The 20,774-nt window shown below is 72.5% G+C and carries 22 protein-coding genes and 1 riboswitch; of the genes, 7 read left to right on the top strand and 15 right to left on the bottom strand.

Annotated elements, in window-relative coordinates:
* Window positions 1–2 precede the first annotated feature (2 nt).
* From AB0J93_RS09015 to AB0J93_RS09025, 3 genes are all read right to left on the bottom strand, one after another.
* Window positions 3–974 carry a DNA primase small subunit domain-containing protein gene (locus tag AB0J93_RS09015; RefSeq protein WP_363919757.1) on the bottom strand — a complete coding sequence of 324 codons (972 nt, stop codon included), beginning with the start codon at window positions 972–974 and terminating at the stop codon, window positions 3–5.
* A gap of 128 nt (window positions 975–1,102) precedes the next feature.
* The gene (locus AB0J93_RS09020; RefSeq protein WP_363920235.1) at window positions 1,103–1,333 is read right to left on the bottom strand and encodes a hypothetical protein; all 231 of its coding nucleotides are present in this window, start codon (window positions 1,331–1,333) and stop codon (window positions 1,103–1,105) included.
* A 125-nt stretch (window positions 1,334–1,458) separates the two neighbouring features.
* Window positions 1,459–2,328, bottom strand: a complete 870-nt coding sequence (locus AB0J93_RS09025) for a metallophosphoesterase (protein ID WP_363919759.1) — start codon at window positions 2,326–2,328, stop codon at window positions 1,459–1,461.
* A 132-nt stretch (window positions 2,329–2,460) separates the two neighbouring features.
* Window positions 2,461–2,551: riboswitch (ZMP/ZTP riboswitch) on the top strand.
* Between the two features lie 18 nt (window positions 2,552–2,569).
* On the opposite strand from AB0J93_RS09025, the gene AB0J93_RS09030 reads away from it, so the two are divergent.
* A complete protein-coding gene (locus AB0J93_RS09030; RefSeq protein WP_363919761.1) occupies window positions 2,570–4,006 on the top strand; it encodes a glycine hydroxymethyltransferase in 1,437 nt (478 codons plus the stop codon).
* 109 nt (window positions 4,007–4,115) lie between these two features.
* Here AB0J93_RS09030 and AB0J93_RS09035 read toward each other — a convergent pair whose 3' ends face one another.
* Window positions 4,116–4,376, bottom strand: coding sequence for a hypothetical protein (locus AB0J93_RS09035; protein WP_091088513.1), 261 nt, complete (start codon window positions 4,374–4,376; stop codon window positions 4,116–4,118).
* A gap of 84 nt (window positions 4,377–4,460) precedes the next feature.
* Window positions 4,461–5,570, bottom strand: a complete 1,110-nt coding sequence (locus tag AB0J93_RS09040) for an alpha-hydroxy acid oxidase (RefSeq protein WP_363919763.1) — start codon at window positions 5,568–5,570, stop codon at window positions 4,461–4,463.
* Window positions 5,571–5,694: 124 nt separating this feature from the next.
* Here AB0J93_RS09040 and AB0J93_RS09045 point away from each other — a divergent pair, with 124 nt between their 5' ends.
* On the top strand, window positions 5,695–6,105 hold the full coding sequence (locus tag AB0J93_RS09045; protein ID WP_363919765.1) for an MmcQ/YjbR family DNA-binding protein: 411 nt from the start codon (window positions 5,695–5,697) through the stop codon (window positions 6,103–6,105).
* Here AB0J93_RS09045 and AB0J93_RS09050 read toward each other — a convergent pair.
* The gene (locus AB0J93_RS09050) at window positions 5,999–7,225 is read right to left on the bottom strand and encodes an MFS transporter (RefSeq protein WP_363919767.1); all 1,227 of its coding nucleotides are present in this window, start codon (window positions 7,223–7,225) and stop codon (window positions 5,999–6,001) included. The genes AB0J93_RS09045 and AB0J93_RS09050 overlap by 107 nt on opposite strands.
* A gap of 87 nt (window positions 7,226–7,312) precedes the next feature.
* Here AB0J93_RS09050 and AB0J93_RS09055 point away from each other — a divergent pair, with 87 nt between their 5' ends.
* Both AB0J93_RS09055 and AB0J93_RS09060 read left to right on the top strand, forming a co-directional pair.
* The gene (locus AB0J93_RS09055) at window positions 7,313–7,933 is read left to right on the top strand and encodes an ABATE domain-containing protein (protein ID WP_363919769.1); all 621 of its coding nucleotides are present in this window, start codon (window positions 7,313–7,315) and stop codon (window positions 7,931–7,933) included.
* 126 nt (window positions 7,934–8,059) lie between these two features.
* On the top strand, window positions 8,060–8,989 hold the full coding sequence (locus AB0J93_RS09060) for a sialidase family protein (RefSeq protein WP_363919771.1): 930 nt from the start codon (window positions 8,060–8,062) through the stop codon (window positions 8,987–8,989).
* Between the two features lie 380 nt (window positions 8,990–9,369).
* Here the strand turns inward: AB0J93_RS09060 and AB0J93_RS09065 are convergent, their stop codons facing one another.
* Genes AB0J93_RS09065 through AB0J93_RS09105 form a run of 9 tightly spaced genes read right to left on the bottom strand, consistent with a single transcriptional unit; the run spans window position 9,370 to window position 17,587 of the window.
* The gene (locus tag AB0J93_RS09065; protein ID WP_363919773.1) at window positions 9,370–9,750 is read right to left on the bottom strand and encodes an antibiotic biosynthesis monooxygenase family protein; all 381 of its coding nucleotides are present in this window, start codon (window positions 9,748–9,750) and stop codon (window positions 9,370–9,372) included.
* A complete protein-coding gene (locus tag AB0J93_RS09070) occupies window positions 9,750–10,997 on the bottom strand; it encodes a beta-ketoacyl synthase N-terminal-like domain-containing protein (protein WP_363919776.1) in 1,248 nt (415 codons plus the stop codon). Before AB0J93_RS09070 ends, AB0J93_RS09065 begins: the two co-directional genes overlap by 1 nt.
* Before the next feature lie 37 nt (window positions 10,998–11,034).
* Complete coding sequence (locus AB0J93_RS09075; protein ID WP_363919778.1) at window positions 11,035–12,309, bottom strand: beta-ketoacyl-[acyl-carrier-protein] synthase family protein; 1,275 nt, start codon at window positions 12,307–12,309, stop codon at window positions 11,035–11,037.
* A complete protein-coding gene (locus AB0J93_RS09080; RefSeq protein WP_164450155.1) occupies window positions 12,306–12,704 on the bottom strand; it encodes a cupin domain-containing protein in 399 nt (132 codons plus the stop codon). Before AB0J93_RS09080 ends, AB0J93_RS09075 begins: the two co-directional genes overlap by 4 nt.
* Entirely contained in the window at window positions 12,697–13,488 is a 792-nt protein-coding gene (locus AB0J93_RS09085; RefSeq protein WP_363919780.1) for an SRPBCC family protein, read from the bottom strand. Before AB0J93_RS09085 ends, AB0J93_RS09080 begins: the two co-directional genes overlap by 8 nt.
* Entirely contained in the window at window positions 13,485–14,864 is a 1,380-nt protein-coding gene (locus tag AB0J93_RS09090) for an acetyl-CoA carboxylase biotin carboxylase subunit (protein WP_363919782.1), read from the bottom strand. Before AB0J93_RS09090 ends, AB0J93_RS09085 begins: the two co-directional genes overlap by 4 nt.
* 13 nt (window positions 14,865–14,877) lie before the next feature.
* On the bottom strand, window positions 14,878–15,573 hold the full coding sequence (gene accB / locus AB0J93_RS09095; RefSeq protein WP_363919784.1) for an acetyl-CoA carboxylase biotin carboxyl carrier protein: 696 nt from the start codon (window positions 15,571–15,573) through the stop codon (window positions 14,878–14,880).
* Entirely contained in the window at window positions 15,570–17,264 is a 1,695-nt protein-coding gene (locus tag AB0J93_RS09100; protein ID WP_363919786.1) for an acetyl-CoA carboxylase carboxyltransferase subunit alpha, read from the bottom strand. Before AB0J93_RS09100 ends, accB begins: the two co-directional genes overlap by 4 nt.
* Window positions 17,261–17,587, bottom strand: a complete 327-nt coding sequence (locus AB0J93_RS09105; RefSeq protein WP_363919788.1) for a TcmI family type II polyketide cyclase — start codon at window positions 17,585–17,587, stop codon at window positions 17,261–17,263. The genes AB0J93_RS09100 and AB0J93_RS09105 overlap by 4 nt, the downstream gene beginning before the upstream one ends.
* A 398-nt stretch (window positions 17,588–17,985) precedes the next feature.
* Here AB0J93_RS09105 and AB0J93_RS09110 point away from each other — a divergent pair, with 398 nt between their 5' ends.
* The 3 genes from AB0J93_RS09110 (at window position 17,986) to AB0J93_RS09120 (ending at window position 20,637) form a co-directional block, all read left to right on the top strand.
* Window positions 17,986–18,834, top strand: coding sequence for a BTAD domain-containing putative transcriptional regulator (locus AB0J93_RS09110; protein ID WP_363919790.1), 849 nt, complete (start codon window positions 17,986–17,988; stop codon window positions 18,832–18,834).
* Between the two features lie 92 nt (window positions 18,835–18,926).
* Window positions 18,927–19,274 carry a TcmI family type II polyketide cyclase gene (locus tag AB0J93_RS09115; protein ID WP_155220223.1) on the top strand — a complete coding sequence of 116 codons (348 nt, stop codon included), beginning with the start codon at window positions 18,927–18,929 and terminating at the stop codon, window positions 19,272–19,274.
* 13 nt (window positions 19,275–19,287) lie between these two features.
* Entirely contained in the window at window positions 19,288–20,637 is a 1,350-nt protein-coding gene (locus AB0J93_RS09120; RefSeq protein WP_363919793.1) for an NAD(P)/FAD-dependent oxidoreductase, read from the top strand.
* Window positions 20,638–20,774: the final 137 nt, after the last annotated feature.

Genomic DNA, 20,774 nt, shown 5'->3' on the forward strand with positions numbered 1-20,774 from the left:
GTTCAGCGCTCGGGCGGGGACTCCAGGCCCTCCCGGTCGGCCAACTCCAGCAGCGGCGCCAGGGAGAAGCGGTGCTGGTCCAGGCCCGCGTGCGGGTCGCCCCGATCGGCGAACCGGCCCGGCATGGTGGTCACGTCGAAGTCCTCCGGCCGGGCGTCGTCCAGCTCCGCCCAGTCCAACGGGGCGGAGACCAGCGCGGCCGGCGTCGGCCGGATCGAGTACGCCGAGGTCATGGTGTGGTCCCGGGCCATCTGGTTGTAGTCGACGAAGACCGGCCGGTCCCGCTGCTCCCGCCACCAGGTGGTGGTGACCAGGTCCGGCCGGCGCCGCTGCATCTCCCGGCCCAGGGCCAGCACCGCCCGGCGGCAGTCGCCGAAGCTCCACCGCGGTTCGATCGGGACGTAGACGTGCAGCCCACGCCCGCCGGTGGTCTTCGGATAGCCGGTCAGCCCCAACTCGTCGAGGAAGGCGCGCACCTGCTGCGCCACCGGCACCACCTGGTCGAAGCCGACCCCGGGCAGCGGGTCGAGGTCGATCCGCAGCTGATCCGGCCGCTCCACGTCCGCCCTGGTCACCGGCCACGGATGGAAGCGCAGCGTACCCAGGTTGACCGCCCAGATCACCACGGCCAGTTCCCCCGGAGCGACCTCGTCGGCGGTGCGTCCGCTGGGGAAGGTGATGTGGGCGGTGCCGACCCAGTCGGGCGCGCCGGCCGGCACCCGCTTCTGGTAGAACGCGTCACCCCGGTTGTCCTGCCGGGTGGCGATTGTCGCGCCCTCGAACACGCCGCGCGGCCACCGTTCCAGCATGGTCGGCCGGTCCCGCAGCGCGCGCAGGATGCCGTCGCCGACCGCGAGGAAATAGCGCACCACGTCGAGCTTGGTCAGCCCACGCTCGGGGAAGTACGGCTTGTCCGGGCTGGTGACGCGGACCGTCCGCCGCCCCACCTGGATCTCCTCCGCCGCCGTCGCCACACCTGTGAGGGTACGACGCGGCACCCGGCGCGGCGGGCCACCGCCGGACGCCGGGCCGCGACGAGTCCCAGCCTGCCGGGCCGCGGCGCCGCCGGCCGGACCTGGTGGAACTGCCGTCGTCGCGCCGATCAGCCGTTTTCGCGTTGCAGACGTGCGGCCAGCATCTGCTTGCCCTGCTCGCCCGCCTTGCGGTTGTTCTCCTGGATCTTGCGGAACCAGGTGGCGAGTTCCTCGTCACCTCGGGCGTCCGCGTCGGCGATGTAGATCTCCAGGTGCCAGATGTTCTCCAGCGACATCTGCAACGCGTGGATCAGGTCGTAGTTCTTGTCCTTCACCGGACTGTCCGGCCGCTGCACCATGGTGGCCACGACTCACCTCCAGCTCGTTGGTTGCCGGCCGCATACCCCCGGTCGGCCGCGGCACACGCGTCAGCCTGAGGCGCGGTTTCCGTGGTAGCCGGCCGGGTGGTGGCGGCCGAGCCGGTTCACCAGGCCGTCGGCGGCACCCCGTCCGGCGGCGGCAGGATCTGCCGCAGCCGGCCCGGGGGTACGCCACGGGGCCGCCACTCCCGGGGGTAGCCCACCGACACCTCCTCGAACCGCACCCCGTCGTGCCAGGTGGTACGCGGAATGTGCAGGTGGCCGTAGACCACCGCGGCGGCGTCGAAGCGTACGTGCCAGTCGGCGGTGGCCTCGGTGCCGCACCACTGGGCGAAGATCGGATACCGCAGGACCCGCGTCACCTCCCGGACCAGCGGCCAGTGGTTCATCAGCACGGTCGGCAGCGCCGGATCACGCTCGGCGAGCCGGCGGGCGGTCTCGGCCACCCGGGCCGCACACCACGCCGACCGGCTCTCGTACGGGTCGGGGTGCAGCAGCACCTCGTCGGTGCAGACGATCCCGGTCCGGTACGCCTCGGCCAGCGCCGCCTCGGGCGTGTCGAAGCCGTCCGGCCGCCAACTGTGGTCGTACAGCAGCATCAGCGGCGCCACCGTCACCGGGCCGCCGGGCCCCTCCCACACCGGGTACGGGTCCTCGGGAGTGACCACGCCGAGTTCACGGCACAGCTCGACCAGGTGGGCGTAGCGCGCCGCACCCCGCAACGTCACCGGGTCGGCGGGGGGCGTCCACAGCTCGTGGTTGCCCGGCGACCAGACGACCCGGGCGAACCGCCCGGCCAGCAGCCGCAGCGCCCAGTCCACCTCGGCGACGGTGTCGCCCACGTCACCGGCGACGAGCAGCCAGTCCTGCGGCGTCCGGGGACGCAGCCCCTCGACGACCGGCCGGTTCTCCGGATGCCCGACGTGCAAGTCGCTGATGGCCAGGAGACTGCCACCATCGTCCGTCCCGGCCATGCGGCGATACTAGTGTGCCCGCCAGGCCCTCGGCCCGGCCGCAGGCGGTGATCCCGCTGCCCGGCTGCGGGTCCACCATGCGCCGCACGGTCGCCCGCTGCGGCCCGCCGTGCCGGCGTACCCGGTAGGATCCCCTCGGGCCGTGACTGGCGCATTGGAGATGGAGAACCATCGGGGAGCGGCCCCGTCACGAGGACGCATGCCGAGCGCCTGGGCCTTCCGTACGTCACCTGGAGGTCGCATGTCGCGCAACGCCGAATCCACCGCCTTCCGCAGCGCTCTTGAGGTGATCCGTGGTGTCGAGCCGCGGGTCGCCGACGCGATCGGGGCGGAACTGGCCGACCAGCGCGAATCGCTCAAGCTGATCGCCAGCGAGAACTACGCCTCCCCGGCGACGTTGCTGGCCATGGGCAACTGGTTCAGCGACAAGTACGCCGAGGGCACCATCGGGCGCCGGTTCTACGCCGGCTGCCAGAACGTGGACACCGTCGAGGCGCTCGCCGCCGAGCACGCCCGGGAGTTGTTCGGCGCGTCGCACGCGTACGTGCAGCCACACTCGGGCATCGACGCCAATCTGGTGGCGTTCTGGGCGATCCTGGCCGACCGCGTCGAGTCCCCCGCGCTGAGGAAGGCGCAGGCCCGCCACGTCAACGACCTCACCGAGGCGGACTGGTTCGCGCTGCGGCGCGAGCTGGGCGACCAGCGGATGCTCGGCATGTCGCTCGATGCCGGCGGGCACCTCACCCACGGTTTCCGGCCGAACATCTCCGGCAAGATGTTCGATCAGCGCAGCTACGGCACCGACCCGGCCACCGGCCTGGTCGACTACGACAGGGTCGCCGAGGCGGCTCGCGAGTTCCGCCCGCTGGTGCTTGTCGCCGGCTACTCGGCGTACCCGCGGAAGATCAATTTCCGGATCATGCGGGAGATCGCCGACTCGGTCGGCGCCACCTTCATGGTGGACATGGCGCATTTCGCGGGCCTGGTCGCCGGCAGGGTCTTCACCGGCGACTTCGACCCGGTGCCGCACGCGCACATCGTCACGAGCACCACGCACAAGTCGCTGCGTGGTCCGCGCGGCGGCCTGGTGCTGTGCGGCCCGGAGCTGGCCGACCAGGTCGACCGGGGCTGCCCGATGGTGCTCGGCGGCCCACTGCCGCACGTGATGGCCGCCAAGGCGGTGGCCCTGGCCGAGGCCCGCCGGCCCGACTTCGCCGGCTACGCCCGCCAGATCGTCGACAACGCGCAGGCACTGGCCGAGGGTCTGCTGCGCCGGGGGGCCAAGCTGGTCACCGGCGGTACCGACAACCACCTGGTGCTGATCGACGTGACCGGCTACGGGCTGACCGGCCGGCAGGCCGAGCAGGCGCTGCTGGACTCGGGCATCGTCACCAACCGCAACGCGGTGCCGCAGGACCCCAACGGCGCCTGGTACACCTCGGGCATCCGGGTGGGTACGCCGGCGCTGACCACCCGCGGGCTCGGCACGGCGGAGATGGACACCACCGCCGAGCTGATCCACACCGTGCTCAGCCAGACCAGCGCCGGGGTGGGCCCGGACGGCACGGCCTCCAAGGCGAAGTACGTCCTGGACCCGGCCCTCGCGGACAAGGTCGGCCGCCAGGCCAGCGAGCTGCTCGCCGGTTTCCCGCTCTACCCGGACGTCGAGCTGGGCTGACGATGGTCGCGCCGGGCCGGGACGTAGCGGCCCGGCGCGATCCCGGCCCGCTCCGGAGTGGTCGAACGTCCGGCGGAGCCCTTGTTGGCGCGGCGGCGGTGGAACCGCCTCAGGCGAGCGGACGCTTGAGGTGGTAGCGGTGGACCTCGGTGCTGCCCTGCACGTTGTTCACGTCCTCGGCGGCGGAGACGAGTTCCCAACCGTCCCGCCCGGCGCGGTTCAGATGCGCGATGGCGGTGTCGCCGTACGCCGTGATGTCCTTGCGGGACCCGTCCGGGCCGTACCAGACGAACGAGACATGAAAATTGCGGCCCTGTCCCTGGTAGCGGCGGACCAGCAGGGCGTACTCCCAGGCAACCATGTCGCCCATTATGACCGTCCACGGAGGACGACGGCAGGACAGCGGTCACAGGTTGCGAACCGGTGAACGCGATGAGTCGCCGCACCCTACCGGTCAGCTCACCGGCACGGTGCGCAGCCCGCGGGCGGTCGCCGGATCCGCGCAACCGGCCAGGGCCAGCGCGTCCCGCAACTCGTCGGCGAGCAGGGCCAGTGCGGTGCTGGCCGCCGGTTGCCCACCGACCGCCAGAGCCCAGAGCATCGGCCGACCGACCAGGACACCGTCGGCACCCATCGCCAACGCGCGCAGCACGTCGACGCCGCCCCGGATCCCGCTGTCCAGCAGCACCTCGCACCGGTCACCGACCGCCGCCACCACCTCGGGCAGCATGGTAGCGCTGGCCGGGACCCCGTCGAGCTGCCGGCCGCCGTGGTTGGACACGACCACCGCCTGCGCCCCCACCTCGACGGCCCGCACGGCGTCGGCCGGATCGAGGATGCCCTTGACAACCAGCGGCAGGTCGCACCTCTCCCCCAGCCACCGCAGGTCCGCCCAGCTCAGTGCCGGAGCGAACGCCGCGTCGTGCTGGGCGGACATCGGGGTGACGCCCGGCGTACCGCCGTGGGCCAGATCGTCGCGACCACCGGGCAGATTCGCCGGGACCAGCTCCGGCGGGAGCCGGAAGGTGTTGCGCAGATCCCGGAGACGTCGACCGAGCACCGGCACGTCCACCGTGACCACCAACGCCCGGCAGCCGGCGGCGCGGACCCGGGCCAGCAGGTCAGCCACCAGCGACCGGTCACGCAGCCAGTACAGCTGGAACCAGACCTCGGCGCCGGTGGCGGCGACCTCCTCGATCGGGGTGCTGCCGAGAATGCTGGCCAGGTACGGCACGTCGGCGGCACGGGCCGCGGCGGCCAGTGCCGGTTCGCCGTCGGGATGCACCAGCCGCTGGTACGCCATCGGCGCCACCCCCACCGGCATCGCGTACTCCCGGCCGAGCAACCGGGTCCGCAGTCTCGGGGTGGTCACCCCGGTCAACACCCTCGGCAACACGCCGACCCGGTCCAGCGCGCTGCGGTTCGCACCGAGGGTCACCTCGGCACCACTGCCGCCGTCCAGGTAGTCCCAGACGTGCGGCGGCAGCACCGTCCGGGCCAGGGCGGCAAAGTCGGCCAGGCAGACCGGGGCCGGGCCGGGCGTGATCTCCATGCGGTCCACCATCGCCGACCCGGCTCCCGCCACGCCAGCGCGGTGCCGGAGGAGCGGCGGTGTCGCGGCGAGGTGGCCGGGCGGAGTCGGGCGTCCCGGGACCCACCGGGCGCGCCACCTGGCGTACCGTCGGGAGGTGGCCAGTTGGGACGACGTACGCCGGATCGCGCTGGGCCTGCCGGAGACCAGCGAGCGGCCCTCCTACGACGGGGTGGCCGCCTGGCGGGTGAAGGACAAGCCGTTCGTCTGGGAACGCCCGCTACGCGGCAAGGAACTCCAGGATCTCGGTTCGGCCGCGCCGGACGGTCCCATCCTCGGGGTGCGGGTGGCGGACCTGGGCGTCAAGGAGGCGTTGCTCGCCGACGACCCGGACCTCTTCTTCACCACACCGCACTTCGACGGCTACCCGTCGGTCCTGGTCCGGCTGGACCGGATCGACGTCACCGAACTGACCGAGCTGATCGTCGAAGCCTGGTACGCCCGCGCCCCGAAACGGTTGGCCGCGTTGCACCAGGCGGAGACGGCACCACCCGAAGCGGAACGGTAAGCGCCAGCACCAGGGCCACGGCGCTGAGCAGGGCACCGATCAGCGCCGTGCGGTGCACGCCGTGGCTCGGCAGCGTGAGCCCGCCGATGAAGGCGCCACCGGTGATGCCGACGTTGACGGCGGCGGACACGGTGGCGGCGGCGATATCCGATCGCCCCGGCGCCACCTGCAGAACGAGGCCGCCGAGGGTCGCGGTGAACGCGGCGAACGCCAACCCGGCCAGGGCGATCAGGCCGACGGCCGCAGCGGGCCGGTGACCCAGTGTGTACAGCCCGCCCAGGGCCAACGACTGTAGTGCGACCGTCGCGACCAGGGCGAGCCAGGGGCTGCGATCCACCACCACGCCGACGGCGAGGATGCCGAGCACACTGGCGATGCCGCGGACGAGCAGGACGGCACCGACCGAGGTGGCGGCCATCGCGCTGTGCTCGGTGACGAACAGGGCGACGTAGGTGTAGGCGGCGATCGCGCCGGCGGTGGCCAGAACGGCCACGGTGACCAGCAGCCAGAAGCGACGTACGTCCGGGGTCGCGCCCCGGGTGGCGTGTCCCTGGTCGGGCCGGGTCGAGGGCAGCAGCGAGGCGACCACCGCGAACACCACCGCACCGAGCCCGGCCACCGCCAGGAACGAGGCCCGCCAGCCGGCCCGCTCGCCCAGCCAGATGCCCGCCGGGACGCCGAGGGCCAGGGCGACGTTGCCACCGGCGAACACGATCGCGACCACCCGGCCACGGAGCCCCGGCCGGAACAGTTCCGCGGCGGCCGGCACCACCACGGCCCAGAACAACGCGTGGGTCGCCGCGGTAGCCATCCGAGCTGCCATCAGCACCGCGAAGCTGCTCGCGAGCACCGTCACCGCGTTGCTGACGACGAAGCCGGCCAGCAACGCCGACAACAGTCGCCGGCGAGGCACGCGACGGACCAGCGCGGTCAACGGCACCGAGGCGACCATCACCACCGCGCCGTACGCGGTGACGAGCATGCCCACGTCCGCGGGTGACACAGCCAGGTCCAGCGCCATCGGCAGCAGCAGCCCGATGGGCAGCGCCTCCGCGGTGGTGTAGAGGAAGGTGCCGCCCGACAGTCCGATCAGGACCACTGTTGCCCGCCCGCGTCCCATGCACCCTCCAGCGTTACCGTCTATATCGCTTATGGCGGTAACACTAGGGAGCGCCCAACCCGGGGTCAACTGGTAAAGTCGCTTTTGATGGAAACATTCGAGGGTGTCCGGAGGATGCGCCTGGTGGGCGGCAACCTCGCGCTGGACTTCGTCAACACCCGTACCGGTCCACCCGTGGGGCCGCCGGACGACGACGTGCTCACCGGCTATCCCGCACTGGTCGCCTGGGCCGGCTACGCAGGCGTCCTCACCGACGCGGAGGCGACCAGGTCGCACCGTCTCCGCCACGACGACCCGGACGCTGCGCAGGCCGCCTTCGAACGGTCACTGCGTACCCGCGACCGGCTCGACGAGGTGTTCCGGGCCCTGGCGAACGGCCGGAACCCGAGCAGGTCCACCCTGGCCCAGCTGCGCGACGACGAAGCTGACGCGCTCGGTCACGCGCAGCTCGACCGGGCCGGCAGCTTCGTCTGGAGCTGGCGGGACGACCACACCGCCGTCCGACCACTACGGCCCGTGGTGCACGCGGCGATCCAGTTGCTCACCACCGGCCCGCTGGACCGGATCAAGGGATGCGGCGGCTGCCGCTTCGTCTTCACCGACGAGAGCAAGAACCGGAGTCGACGCTGGTGCAGCATGGACGACTGCGGGACCGCCGAGAAGGCCCGACGCTACGTCGCCGCGCGCCGCACCCGGGCGGCCCGGTGAGCACCGGCGCCAGGCAGCGTCACCGGCCGCGTCGCCACCGGCAGACCACCGCCGGGTCGTCGCGTTCGTCCGCTGTTCGTCCCACCGCCACACCGGTGTCGCCCGCTCCGCGTACCGTCGACGCACGTGATCATCCGTTCGGCGACCACCGAGGTGCGCGCGTTACGCCGTATCGGTGACACCGCCCCGCACAGCGCCTTCACCGACCTGGTCCGGTACGCGGGAACCTGGTTCTGCGCGTTCCGCCAGGGCCGGTCGCACCTGTCCGACGACGGCGTCCTGCGGGTGTTGACCTCCTCGGACGGTCGGTCCTGGCAAACCGCGGCCGTCCTCGCACAGGCCGGTGTCGACCTGCGCGACCCGCGTTTCGTCCGGCGCCCCGACGGACGGTTGCAGCTGCTCGCCGCCGCCGCGACCGGCACGCCGAAGCGGTTCCGGACCGTCGCCGCGGTCAGCGACGACGGTCACCGGTGGGACGAACCACGGCCGATCGGCGAACCGGACGTCTGGGTCTGGCAGGCCGCCTGGCGCGGCGACACGATGTACGGCATCGGCTACGCCACCCGGGAGCCACGATCCGTCCGGCTCTACCGCAGCGAGGACGGCTTCGACCTGCGACCGGTGGTACGGACGCTGTTCTCCGGCGGCTATCCGAACGAGTCCGGGCTGGTCTTCGACCCCGACGGCACCGCCACCTGCCTGCTGCGGCGCGACGGCGGCACGGCCACCGCCCAGCTCGGCCGTGCCCGCCCGCCGTATCGGGAGTGGACCTGGACGGACCTCGGGGTACGCGTGGGAGGGCCGGCGCTGTGCCGGCTGCCCGACGGCACCCTCGTGGCCGGCGTACGCCTGCACGACGGCGCGGTGCGGACCGCCATCTGCGCCGTCGACGTGGCCCGGGGCCGGCTGCGGGAGCTGGTCACGCTGCCCTCCGGCGGCGACTCCAGCTATCCCGGCCTGGCCTGGCACGACGAGCGGCTGTACGTCAGCTACTACTCCTCCCACGAGGGGCGCAGCTGCGTCTACCTGGCCGAGGTCGACCTCGGGTCGCGCTGAGGGCCCGCTGGCCACGTCCGTAGCCGGGACGCAGCCCGGCTCGGCAGGTCGGCGGAGGGCTGCTGGTCGGCGCCGGACGACAGATCGGCGGGGATCGGCAGGTCGGCGAGGGGTGGCCGATCGGCCTCGCTGGGCGAGAACAGCGGTCCGGTCATGACATCCCCACCTCCACCATCGACGTCGCTACGGCGCGAACCGGCCGCAGGTCGCCCTGCTCGGAGCACTGCCGGAACCCTACGGCAGGCACGATGGACATTGCTTCATGCAAATGGATGCCCGAGAAGGGCGACTGGCCGGATTGTCGCCGGGTCACCCGGCGAGGATGATCGATTCCGTGTGTCAGCCATCGGTGATGGAATCAACACCGAGCGTGCATCCTCTCACCTGGGTGTTCCAGCCGGCACCGGGGTCTGCGCGTGGATGTGGAACCGCAGGGACCGGGCGTCGGTGAAGCAATCCCGCATCGGCCGGACCAGTTCGCGATGCTCCGGGCTGCGCTCCCACGCCTCGAAGTCGGCCAGGCTGGCCCACTCGCTGGTGATGAGCCACTGCTCCGGGTCGGTCGACGAACGGCACACCTGGTCGACCAGGTGGCCCGGCACACCGTCGGCGACCAGGTGCCGGACCGCCTCGTAGGCCCGCAGGAAGTCCTCGGTCCGCTCGTCGGGCACCCGGACCAGGAAGACCACCCGGGCGCGGTGCCCCGACCCGTCGGGACCGCGGTACCCGCCAGCTCGCTCCTCGCGCTCCCATTCATTCATCACGGTTCCTCTCCGGCCGGCGGCGCACCGCGCAGCACCAGCGCACTGTTGAATCCGTCGAAACCCCGGGCACAGATCAGCGCCAACCGGGTACGCGGGCGACGGGCGGCCCGCAGGAAGTCCAGCTCGCAGCCGTCGGCGACCACCTCCGGGCCGGCCGAGGCGGGCAGGGTGTCGTGTGCGAAGGCGAGCAGGGCAGTGGCCACGTCAAGCGCCGACCCGCCCTGATGCGCCCGCCCGGTCAACTCCTTGTGGGTACTGACCGGCGGCGTGCGGGCGCCGAAGACGGCACGCAGGGCGCTCGCCTCGGCCCGGTCGTAGCGGGGCACCCCGAGGGCGTCGGGAACCACCACGTCCACCTCGTCGGGCTCGACGCCGGCCCGGCCCAGGGCCAGCCGCATCGCGCGGGCGTACTGGTGCGGGTCACCGGAGCTGTCCGGCGTGGTGTGCGCCGCGTCGTGGGTGGCCCCCCAACCGGTCACCTCGCCGTAGACGCGTGCCCCCCGGGCACGGGCGTGGTCCAGTTCCTCCACCACGAACACCGCGCCGCCCTCGGCGGGCAGGTAGCCGCTGGCGGTGGCGTCGAACGGCCGGTAGGCATGTTCCGGGTCGGACACCTCGCTGAGCAGGCCGGAACGCAGCTGGCAGGCCAGCGCGTACGGGCTCAACGGGCACTCGGTGGCCCCGGCGAGCACCACCGAGGCGCCGCGCCGCACGGTCCGTACCGCGTGCGCCAGACTGTCCAGGCCGCCGGCCGACTCCGCCACCAGCACCCCGCACGGCCCCTTCGCCTGATGGCGGATGGAGAGCTGTCCGACGCTGGCCGCGTAGAACCAGGCGATCGACTGGTACGCGCCGACCGTGCGCGACGGCGACGACCAGAGGCGTTGCAGCTCCCGCTGGCCGAACAGGTTGCCGCCGGAGGCGCTGGCCAGGGTCACCGCCCAGCCGTACGGGTCGGTGGCCCGCTCCGGCAGGCCGGCGTCGGCCAGCGCCAGCGCGGTGGCGGCGAACCCGAGGTGCGTCCACCGGTCGGTCTGCACCAGAGCGCGGTTGTCGGCGTACCGGGACGGGTCGAAGTCCGCCACCTCACCGCCGAGCCGGGTCGGGTACCCGGAGGCGTCGAACAGGGTGATCGGCCCGGTACGGCGGCGGCCGGACAGGACCGTACGCCAGTGCGCGTCCGCGCCGACGCCGCTGGGTGCCACCACCCCGACGCCGGTGACCACGGCCCGCCCGCCGGTCATGCCGTCACCTCGACGGCCGTCCGGACCCGACGCGTGCTCACGGTGTCACGTCCCGGGCCAACCGACGGAACAGCATGGCCGACTGGAAGCCGCCGAAGCCGCTGCCCACTGAGAGCGCCACGTCCACCGGCACCTCCCGGGCCTCGTTGGGCACGTAGTCCAGGTCGCATTCCGGATCCCGGGTGGCCCAGTTGGCCGTCGGCGGCACCACCCCGAACTCGATGGCCAACGCGCACGCGGCCATCTCGATGGCGCCGATGGCACCCAGTGAGTGCCCGACCATCGACTTGATCGAGCTGATCGGCACCCGGTAGGCCGCCGCGCCGAGCGACCGTTTGAACGCGGCCGTCTCGTGCCGGTCGTTCTGCCGGGTACCGGAGCCGTGGGCGCTGATGTAGGAGACGTCCTCGGGCGCCAGTCGGGCCTGCCGCAGTGCGTCGGTGATGGCCAGCCCCATCTCCAGGCCGTCGGGTCGCAGCCCGGTCATGTGGTAGCCGTTGCTGCGACTGGCGTAGCCGGCCACCTCGCAGTAGACGTGCGCGCCGCGCCGCGCGGCGTGCCCGACCTCCTCCAGCACCAGCACCGCCGCCCCCTCGGCCAGCACGAAACCGTGCCGGTCGGCGTCGAAGGGGCGGGAGGCGTGCGCCGGGTCGTCGTTGTCCGGGCTGGTGGCCTTGATGGCGTCGAACGAGGCCACGGTGACCGGCGAGATGGGTGAGTCGGCGGCACCGGCGAGCATGATGTCGGCCTCGCCGTCGACGACGAGCTGGTGGGCGTACCCGATGGCGTCGATGCCGGAGGTGCAGCCGGTGGAGACCACCTGGGCCGGACCGTGCAGGCCGTGTCGGCAGGCCACGTCGGCGGCCAGGCTGCTGGGCATCAGCGCCGGGTAGAGGTACGGGCCGCCGAGTGCCGCGTCGACCAACCAGCGCCGGCCGCTGTCGCTGACCGTCACGTACTCCTGCTCCAAGGCCATGGTGCCGCCGACGGCGGTGCCGAGCACCACACCGGCCCGGTCCCGTTCGGCGTCGGTGAGTTCCAGTCCGCTGTCGGCGACCGCCTCGGCGGCACAGGCCAGCGCGAACTGCACGTACCGGTCGGCGCGCTGCCGCTGGGCGGGGGTCAGTCCGGCGGCGTCCGGGTCGAAGTCGCACTCGGCGGCGATCTGCGACCGGAACGGCGACGGGTCGAAGAAGCTGATCCGCCGGGTCGCCGTACGGCCCTCGGTGATGCCCTTCCAGAACCGGTCCCGGGTCACCCCACCGGGGGCCACCACCCCGACGCCGGTGACCACGGTGCGCCGGCTGGTCACGACCGGTCCCGCTGTTCGACCAGCTCGGTGTCGACGTGGCCGAGTTCCGGGCGCGGGGCCAACGGCCCGAGATGGAACACCACCTCGGCGGGTACGTGACCGGTGTTGCGCAGCCGGTGCCGGACGTTGCGGGCCACGAACAGCGCTTCACCGGCCGCCAGCGGCACCGGCTCGTCGTCCAGGTCGACGGTGATGGCGCCCCGGGCGACGTAGAGGAACTCCTCGCTGTACGGGTGGTAGTGCTCGGCGATCCGCTCCCCCGGCGCCATCGTGGCCACGCCCATGAAACCCGAGGTGCTGCCGACGGTACGCGGACCGAGCAGGACGCGCAGTTCGCCACCGCGACGGCGGTCGGCGGGCACGTCCCGGGCGGCCACCAGGGCGAGGTCACTCATCGTCTGCTCCTGTCGCGCCGGTACCGGTCGACACGACCGCCGACGCCGTACCCGTCGGGGTGACGCTCGTCGGCGGCGTGGTCGTCAGTTCGAGGGCGAGCCGCTCGACGTGTTCCTTGATCACGGCCAACTGCACCGCGCTGTTGGTGTTGATCCGTTCGGTCATCCCGGCGTTGTCCACCGGCGCGGTCGGCTTCATGGCGAAGTCCTGCACCCAGGTCATCCGGACACCGTCGGGTTCCTCGGTGTAGGTCCAGCGGATCCGCATGTACTCGAACGGTCCGGTTTCCACCCGGCGGGCCTGCACCTGACGGGTGACCGGGTCCGCGGTCCGTTCGCTCACCCAACTCCAGGCGACACCGTTCTCGTCGGGATGCATGGTGAGCCGGAACCGGACCGTGTCTGCGTCGCGGTCGAGGATCTCGGCCCGCGCGTACTCGGTGAACAGGTCCGGCCAGCTCGCCACGTCGTTGGTCACCGACCAGACCAGCTCCATCGGCGCGGCGATGACGATGCTGTTCTCGGTGTGCCCGGGCGGATCGGTCCGCCGGGCGACCAGGTCGGCCACGGCCGGGATGCTCAACTGCGCGGCCTGCTCCGGGATGCTCACCTGCCACCGGTCGGCGACCACGGCCGAGAGTTCGAGCAGGGCGAGCGAGTCCATGCCCAGTTCCTCCAGGGAGGCGGCCGGCGCGTGGGCGGCGGCATCCGGGTCGAGTCCGCAGTTGGTGACCAGGATGTCGGTTATCTCCGCGGTCAGCGAACCGCCGTCGGTGACGGTCATCGTTTCCTCCTCGGGTGTGCGGGTTTCGGTGCGGCGATCAGGCGGTCCACCAGCCCGGTGGAGTGACGCCCCTTGCGGAACTCGGCGTCGTCGAGCACCCGCCGGACGAACGGGATGGTGGTCCGCATCCCCGGCCCGGAGACCTCGAACTCGCCGAGCGCCCGGTCCAGCCGGCTCAACGCCAGGTCGCGGTCCGGGGCCCAGACCGCGACCTTCGCCAGCAGCGAGTCGTAGTGCGGACCCACCAGGTAACCGGGGTGGCCGTGGGTGTCGACCCGGGTGAACGGGCCGCCGGGTGGCACGAACCGGTCCAGCCGGCCGGGCGTGGGCGCGAAATCCCGATCCGGATCCTCCACGTTGACCCGGCACTCGATGCCCACCCCGGTGAACCGGACGTCCTCCTGACGCCAGCGCAGCGGGGTGCCGGCCGCGACATGGAACTGCTCGTGCACCAGGTCGATCCCGGTGATCATCTCGGTCACCGGATGTTCCACCTGGATGCGACAGTTGATTTCCAGGAAGTGGAACCGCTCCTCGGCGTCCACCAGGAACTCCACCGTCCCGGCACCGGTGAACCCGACGTCGAGTGCGCCGCGCAGGGCGGTGCTGGCGATGGCGTCCAGCGTCACCGGGGACAGCGCCGGCGCGGGCGCCTCTTCGACCAGCTTCTGATGCCGACGCTGCACGGAGCAGTCCCGGGTACCCAGGTGCACGCCGTTGCCGTGCGAGTCGCAGAGCAGCTGGACCTCGACATGCCGGGCGTCGGTCAGGTAGCGCTCGACGTAGACCCGGTCGTCGCCGAAGGCGGCCTGGGCGGCGGCGCGGGTGCGCGCGTACGCCCGGGGCAGGTCCGCCGGGGCGCGGACCACGGCCATCCCGCGGCCCCCGCCCCCGGCTGCGGCCTTGATGATGACCGGATAGCCCACCTCGGCGGCGACGGCCGCGGCCTCGGCGGCCGTCGGTACCGGCTGCACGGCACCCGGCGCCAGCGGCAGCCCGGCCCGGCTCATCAACGCCCGGGCGGAGGACTTGTCGGCCAGCACCGACATCACGTGCGGAGGCGGGCCGACGAAGGTCAGTCCGTTGTCCGCGCAGATCTCCGCGAAATCGGCGTCCTCGGAGAGGAAGCCGTAGCCCGGATGCACCGCCTGGGCGCCGACCTTACGGGCGGCCTCCACCACCGCCGCGGCGTTGAGGTAGCTGCGCCGGCTGGCGGAGGGGCCGATCCGGACGGCCTCGTCGGCCAGCCGCACGGCCATCGAGTCGGCGTCCGCGGTGGAGTAGACCACGGCGGTACGGATGCCCAGTTCCCGGCACGCGCGCAGGATGCGCAGCGCGATCTCGCCCCGGTTGGCGATCAGCACCTTGGAGAACATCAGCGCACCACCCTCATGCCGGATCCAGGGCGACAAGTGGCTGGTCGTACTCCACCGGCTGTCCGTCGGGGACCAGGACCTCGACGACCCGGCCGGGCCGGTCCGCGACGATCTCGTTCATCAGCTTCATCGCCTCGACGATGCCGACGACCTGACCGGGTCGGACCAGGTCGCCGACGGCCACGAAGGGCGCGGCACCCGGCTGCGGCGACCGGTAGAAGGTGCCGACCATCGGCGAGCGGACGCTGATGCGGGTTGCGGGGGTCGCCGGCGGCGGGGCCTCGGCCGGTCCGACCGGAGGACGGGGGGCGGCGACGCCGGGACCCGTGGTGCCTGAGGGTACGACCGGGTCCGGGCCGACCGACCGATCCCACTCCACCTCCAGCTCGGCGTCGCCGAGGCGCAGCCGCAAGCGGCGCACCGGGTCGGTCAGTTCGGCGATGAACTGCTGGGCGTGTCGGCGCAGTTCGGCCAGGGCGGCGTCGGCCGCCGGGTGCCGGCCGAGTTCCGGACCGGCGAAGCCGTCGGTCCGGTGCCCGGTCTCGTCGTCGGCCCGGGTCGTCGGTGCGGTGCGGGGGATGGGTGTGCCGTCGGCGCCGGCCCGGCCGACCGTCGCCTCGTCCGCTCCGGGCGAGGGCGCGGCGGACGACGGCGGGGAGACCGCCACGTCGGCCGCCGGGGCACCGGCGACCGTGGGCACGGCGCTCATCGGGCCCCCGCTCGGGCACCGGCGCGCGCGGCGCCGAAGCGGCGGAAGCGCCGTCGCCGTCGTTGGACGAGGGTCACCGCCGGGACCTCCAGAAGCGGCAGCAGGTTCGCCAGCAGCGCCCGGCGGACGGCTCGGGCCGTCGCCTCGGGGTCGTCGGCGGCAGAGCCGTCCGGCTCGGGAACGACCTCGTCGACGACCCCGAGCCGGCACAGGTCCGGCGCGGTCAACCGCAGGGCCCGAGCCGCCTGCGGCGCGGCGGTACGACCGGGCCAGAGGATCGCGGCGCAGCCCTCCGGACTGATCACCGAGTAGACCGCGTGCTGGAGCATCAGCACCCGGTCGGCCACCGCCAGGGCGAGGGCACCGCCGCTGCCACCCTCCCCGGTCACCACGGTCACCACCGGTGTGGGCAGCACGCTGAGGGTCAGGATGTTCTCCGCGATGGCCGCCGCCTGGCCGTGCTCCTCCGCCTCGATGCCCGGATCGGCGCCCGGGGTGTCGACCAGGGTCACCACGGGCAGCCCGAGTCGGGCCGCCAGTCGCATCAGCCGCAACGCCTTGCGATGGCCGGCCGGGGTGGCCATGCCGAAGTTGCGGGCGGCCAGCTCGGCGGTGGTGTGTCCCTTCTGGTGGCCGATCACCATCAGGTGCCGGCCGTCGAGCCGCGCCAATCCACCGACAACCGCCGGACAGTCGCCGCCCAGCCGGTCGCCGTGCAGCTCCGTGAAGCCGTCGAAGGTGGTCTCCAGGTAGTCCAGGGTGGTGGGACGGCCGGGGTGCCGGGCCAGGCGTACCGTCTCCCAGGCGTCGCGGTCCGGTGCCCGGGACGGGTGGACCGGGCGGGTCGCCTCGGGTGGTGGAGCGGTTACGCCGGGCCGCTTCGGGGCTCGGCGGCCGGTGACGGCGAGCAGGGTCGCCAGTCGGGCGCGCAGCGCGTGCCGGGGCACCACCATGTCGACCTGGCCGTGCCGCAGCAGGAACTCGGCGGTCTGGAATCCCTCCGGGAGGTTGCGTCCGGTCACCTGGCGGATCACCCGGGGGCCGGCGAAGCCCATCCGGGCGCCGCTCTCGGCGAGTACCAGGTCGGCGCTGGTGGCGAAGGAGGCCGCCACCCCGCCGTAGGTCGGATCGGTAAGCACGCTGACGGTGAGCAGCCCGGCCTCGCGCAGCGCGGCCATCGCCTGGCTGACCGTGGCCATCTGCATCAACGACAGCGCGCCCTCCTGCATCCGGGCTCCGCCGGAGGCGGTGACCAGGACCAGCGGGACACCGGCCTCCAACGCCTGCTCGGCCGCACGGGTGATCAGCTCGCCGACGGCGCAGCCCAGACTGCCGCCGAGAAACCGAAAGTCCATCACCGCGAGCGCACAACGGGACCCGCCGATTGCGGCGGTGCCGCAGAGCACCGCCTCCGACAGGCCGGTGTCGGTGCGGGCGGCGGCGAGCCGGTGCGGGTACGGCAGGGCGTCGACGAAACCGATCGGGTCCACCTCGACCGCGCGGTCCGGCAGCGGCCGGAACGATCCGGGGTCGACCAGTTGGCTGACCCGCTCGGGTGCGGCGAGTCGGGTGTGCAGGCCGCACTCCGGGCAGACGTCGAGGTTGCGGCGCAGCCGCTTGCGGTAGAGCAGGGCGGCGCAGCCCCCGCACCGGGACCACAGGGTCTCGCCCGAGGGCGCGGTGGCGGTCACGGCCGGCGCCCGTCGAAACTGTAGAAGCAGCGCGCCATGGCGTCCCGGGGCGAACGCCAGTCCGGCAGGTACGGCGAGATGTACGAACTCAGCCGGCTGCTGACCCGGACGAACTCCGGGTGCTCCCGAACCGCCTCCACGGCACCGTCACCGGCCGACTCGGTCTCGATGAGATGCACGTACAGGTCATTCAGTCGGTACAGCGAGCGATGCCGGACCCCCACCAGGCGGGGCAGTTCGGTCGTGTCGGACTCGGCGAAGATCTCGGCGACCGCCGACTCGGCGGTCGGGACCACCTTCGCGACGATCAGCGTTCGGTCCATGCTGGTCCTCCCCCCATGGGCCGGTGGACGCCACCGGAGGTGCCCGGACGGCTGCCGCCACGATGCGGAGCACCGCGTCACCCGGGCGTCACCGACACCCCTGAAAAGAACGAGGGTCGGTGACGCTGAGTTGACGGAAGCTGTGGTTCAGCTGAGCGGCCACGGAGACCATGATCGGCGAGATTGACCAGTTCAGAGGCGGTCTCACAGAACCAGAAGCGTTACATTGCCGACAACATCGTTGACTCAGAGTAACTGCTATTGATAATCTTCACGGCGGTCAGACCCGGCAGCGCACCCCGCGTGCGACGGCCCAGCGAGTCGACAGTGGCGTCACGGCGGCCACGCCGGGACCCGGCCGAGACCCGCAACCGACGCGTTCCGCAGGGGGTGCCGCCGTGGCCGCCGTTCCGCCCACGCCCACACCCACCACCGGCCAGCCCCACGACGTCGACATCCGGCTGCATCTGCTCGGCGGCTTCCGCCTGACCCACGGCGACACCCCGGTGTCGGTGCCCCGCGGCCTGCAACGGATCATCGCGCTGATCGGGCTGCGACCCGGCGCCACCCGCACCCACCTCGCCGGCCTGCTCTGGCCGGAGGCCACCGAGGAACGGGCGCTGTCGTCACTGCGGACCGCATTGTGGCGACTGCGTCAGGATCCCTACTGCCCGCTGACCACCGCCGCCGACACCGTCCGCCTCGACCCGCTGGTCCGGGTCGATGTCGACCTGCTCGTCGACACGGCCGGCCGGGTTCGCGACGGCCACGCCCCGGGCGACGCCCCGGAGGCCCTCGCCGCCGGCCGGCACGACCTGCTGCCCGGCTGGTACGACGACTGGGTGCTGGCCGACCGCGAGCGGCTGCGCCAGCTCCGACTGCACATGCTCGAACAGGTCGCCGGCCAGCATCTGGCCGCCGGGCGGCACGGCGAGGCGTTGGAGGCGGCGCTGGAGGCGATGGCCGCCGAACCGCTGCGCGAGACACCGCACCGGCTGGTCGTGCGCATCCACCTCGCCGAGGGAAACGCCTTCGAGGCGGTGCACGCCTATTACGTCTACCGGGATCTGCTGCTGCGGGAACTGCGACTGGAGCCGTCGCCGGCGATGAGCGCGCTGCTCGCGGAAACCCTCGATCCCATCCGACGGGCCAGCCGTCCGACAAGCGAACCCCGCCGGCACATGGTCACCCGCGCCGCCTCCTCCGGCCCGATGACGATGCGTCACCGCACCGATCCCGGACGTTGACGGGCAGGTGACTGCGCGGACGACAGGGTGGGGGCCACAGCGGCCCGGCACCCGGTGTCCGTCCGGGCCGAACCACCGGTGAGAGGGATCCGATGAGCCGTCTAGTGATCGTCAGCAGAATCATCCCGGGCGCGGAGGGTCGCGTGGCGCAGATCTTCGCCGAGTCCGACGAGACCGAACTGCCCAGCCTGACCGGGGTCCGCCACCGGTCCCTGTACTGCCTGCACGATTTGTGCGTACACCTCATGGAGACCGACGACGTCGGCGCCGACGCCCTCGCGGCGGCCCGCAACCATCCGTTGTTCCAGCAGGTCAACGAACGGCTGTCCGCGCACACCTCGCCGTACCTGCCCACCTGGCGCTCGCCGCGCGACGCGATCGCCAACTGCTTCTACCGCTGGGACGGCGCGGACGTTCCGGCGCCGCGTGTGGCCGGCTGACCGGGCGGGAAACATGACGACCCGAGCACCGCACGTCCTGGTCATCGGTGCCGGCACCGGCGGCCTCTGCCTGGCCCACGGGCTGCGCCGGGCCGGAATCGGCGTCGAGGTCTACGAACGACACCGGGCCAGGGGCGAGGGACTGCTCGGCTACCGGGTGGGCATCGGTCCCACCGGCAGTCGGGCCCTGCGTGACTGCCTACCGCCCGAGCTGTTCGAGATCTACCTGGCCACCTGCGCCCGCTCGCCCCGCTATTTCAACGTGCTCAGCGAGAAGATGCGCCACACCGCGTCCTTCGCGCTGCGACCGGACACCCACCCGGTCGACACGGAACGGTCCGTGGCCCGGATGACGCTGCGCCAGGTGCTGCTGACCGGGCTGGAGGACGTGGTGCACTTCGACCGGACCTTCACCCGGTACGAACAGCACGACGACGGCACGGTCACCGCCCACTTCGCCGACGGCGGCACCGCCACCGGTGACCTGCTCGTGGCGGCGGACGGTACGCACTCGGCGGTCCGTCGCCAGTACCTGCCGCACGCCGTCATCCGGGACGCCGGCACGGTCAACATCGCCACCCGGGTACCACTCACCGCGCACACCCGGTCCCTGCTGCCGGAGAGCGTGCAGCGGGGCATCTCGCTGATCTTCGGCACCGGCGGGGTGATGGGCGTACTGCATGTGATGGAGTTCAAGTGGGACCGCGACGGCCGCCTCAAGCCGGAAACCAGCTCGGCTGACGCGAAACTGCTCACCGACTGGCCGGGACTGCGGCACGACCCGACCCGCGACAACATCAACCTGGTGGTGTGGAGTACGGCCCGCCGGTTCCCGTCGGACGTGATGCGGCGTCGGGGCACGGAGTTGATCGAAGTGGCCCGGGAGCTTACCGCGAACTGGCACCCCCACCTGCGCGAACTGCTCAGCCTGGCGGACCCGGACAGCGCCCTGCCGATCCGGGTGTCCACCTCGGAACCGGTGCCACCCTGGAAGAGCAGCACCGTCACCCTCCTCGGCGACGCGATCCACACCATGACGCCGGGCCGCGGCGTGGGAGCCAACACCGCATTGCGCGACGCGAATCTGCTGCGGCGGCAGCTGATCCTCGCCGCCGCCGGCGAGAAGAACCTGGTGCAGGCGGTGGCCGACTACGAGGCGGCGATGGTGCCGTACGGCTTCGCCCGGGTCGCCGACTCGCTGGGGCGTAGCGGCACCAACGGTGACGATCGCATGTACCAGCCGGTGTTCGGACGGCTCGCGTTGCTCGGCGCCCGGGGATACTTCCGGGTCACCAGCCGGGTTCCCCGGTTGCGGCGCAAGTTCGTCGACGACTTCTACACCTACCGGGGTGAGCAGGACTGATCCTCATCGCGACCCCGGCACCGACCTGGTGCCGGGGTCGCGGCCTGTCCACACCCACACGGCGACCACCACACCGTCCGTCCCGTACCGGACACCTGCCGTAGCCTCCGCCCGTCCGGTACGGACTGTTACCTGGC

The sequence above is a fragment of the Micromonospora sp. NPDC049374 genome (genome assembly GCF_040677165.1).
Lineage (GTDB): Bacteria > Actinomycetota > Actinomycetes > Mycobacteriales > Micromonosporaceae > Micromonospora.

Bases quoted from the DNA above. Each gene is read 5' to 3' on its own strand.
- AB0J93_RS09065 (WP_363919773.1), bottom strand. From the start codon at position 9,750: ATGAATGAATGGGAGCGCGAGGAGCGAGCTGGCGGGTACCGCGGTCCC.
- AB0J93_RS09035 (WP_091088513.1), bottom strand. From the start codon at position 4,376: ATGGGCGACATGGTTGCCTGGGAGTACGCCCTGCTGGTCCGCCGCTAC.
- accB (WP_363919784.1), bottom strand. From the start codon at position 15,573: ATGAGCGCCGTGCCCACGGTCGCCGGTGCCCCGGCGGCCGACGTGGCG.
- AB0J93_RS09120 (WP_363919793.1), top strand. From the start codon at position 19,288: ATGACGACCCGAGCACCGCACGTCCTGGTCATCGGTGCCGGCACCGGC.
- AB0J93_RS09040 (WP_363919763.1), bottom strand. From the start codon at position 5,570: ATGGTGGACCGCATGGAGATCACGCCCGGCCCGGCCCCGGTCTGCCTG.
- AB0J93_RS09030 (WP_363919761.1), top strand. From the start codon at position 2,570: ATGTCGCGCAACGCCGAATCCACCGCCTTCCGCAGCGCTCTTGAGGTG.
- AB0J93_RS09080 (WP_164450155.1), bottom strand. From the start codon at position 12,704: ATGAGTGACCTCGCCCTGGTGGCCGCCCGGGACGTGCCCGCCGACCGC.
- AB0J93_RS09050 (WP_363919767.1), bottom strand. From the start codon at position 7,225: ATGGGACGCGGGCGGGCAACAGTGGTCCTGATCGGACTGTCGGGCGGC.
- AB0J93_RS09115 (WP_155220223.1), top strand. From the start codon at position 18,927: ATGAGCCGTCTAGTGATCGTCAGCAGAATCATCCCGGGCGCGGAGGGT.
- AB0J93_RS09070 (WP_363919776.1), bottom strand. From the start codon at position 10,997: ATGACCGGCGGGCGGGCCGTGGTCACCGGCGTCGGGGTGGTGGCACCC.
- AB0J93_RS09085 (WP_363919780.1), bottom strand. From the start codon at position 13,488: ATGACCGTCACCGACGGCGGTTCGCTGACCGCGGAGATAACCGACATC.
- AB0J93_RS09025 (WP_363919759.1), bottom strand. From the start codon at position 2,328: ATGGCCGGGACGGACGATGGTGGCAGTCTCCTGGCCATCAGCGACTTG.
- AB0J93_RS09020 (WP_363920235.1), bottom strand. From the start codon at position 1,333: ATGGTGCAGCGGCCGGACAGTCCGGTGAAGGACAAGAACTACGACCTG.
- AB0J93_RS09105 (WP_363919788.1), bottom strand. From the start codon at position 17,587: ATGGACCGAACGCTGATCGTCGCGAAGGTGGTCCCGACCGCCGAGTCG.
- AB0J93_RS09090 (WP_363919782.1), bottom strand. From the start codon at position 14,864: ATGTTCTCCAAGGTGCTGATCGCCAACCGGGGCGAGATCGCGCTGCGC.
- AB0J93_RS09055 (WP_363919769.1), top strand. From the start codon at position 7,313: ATGGAAACATTCGAGGGTGTCCGGAGGATGCGCCTGGTGGGCGGCAAC.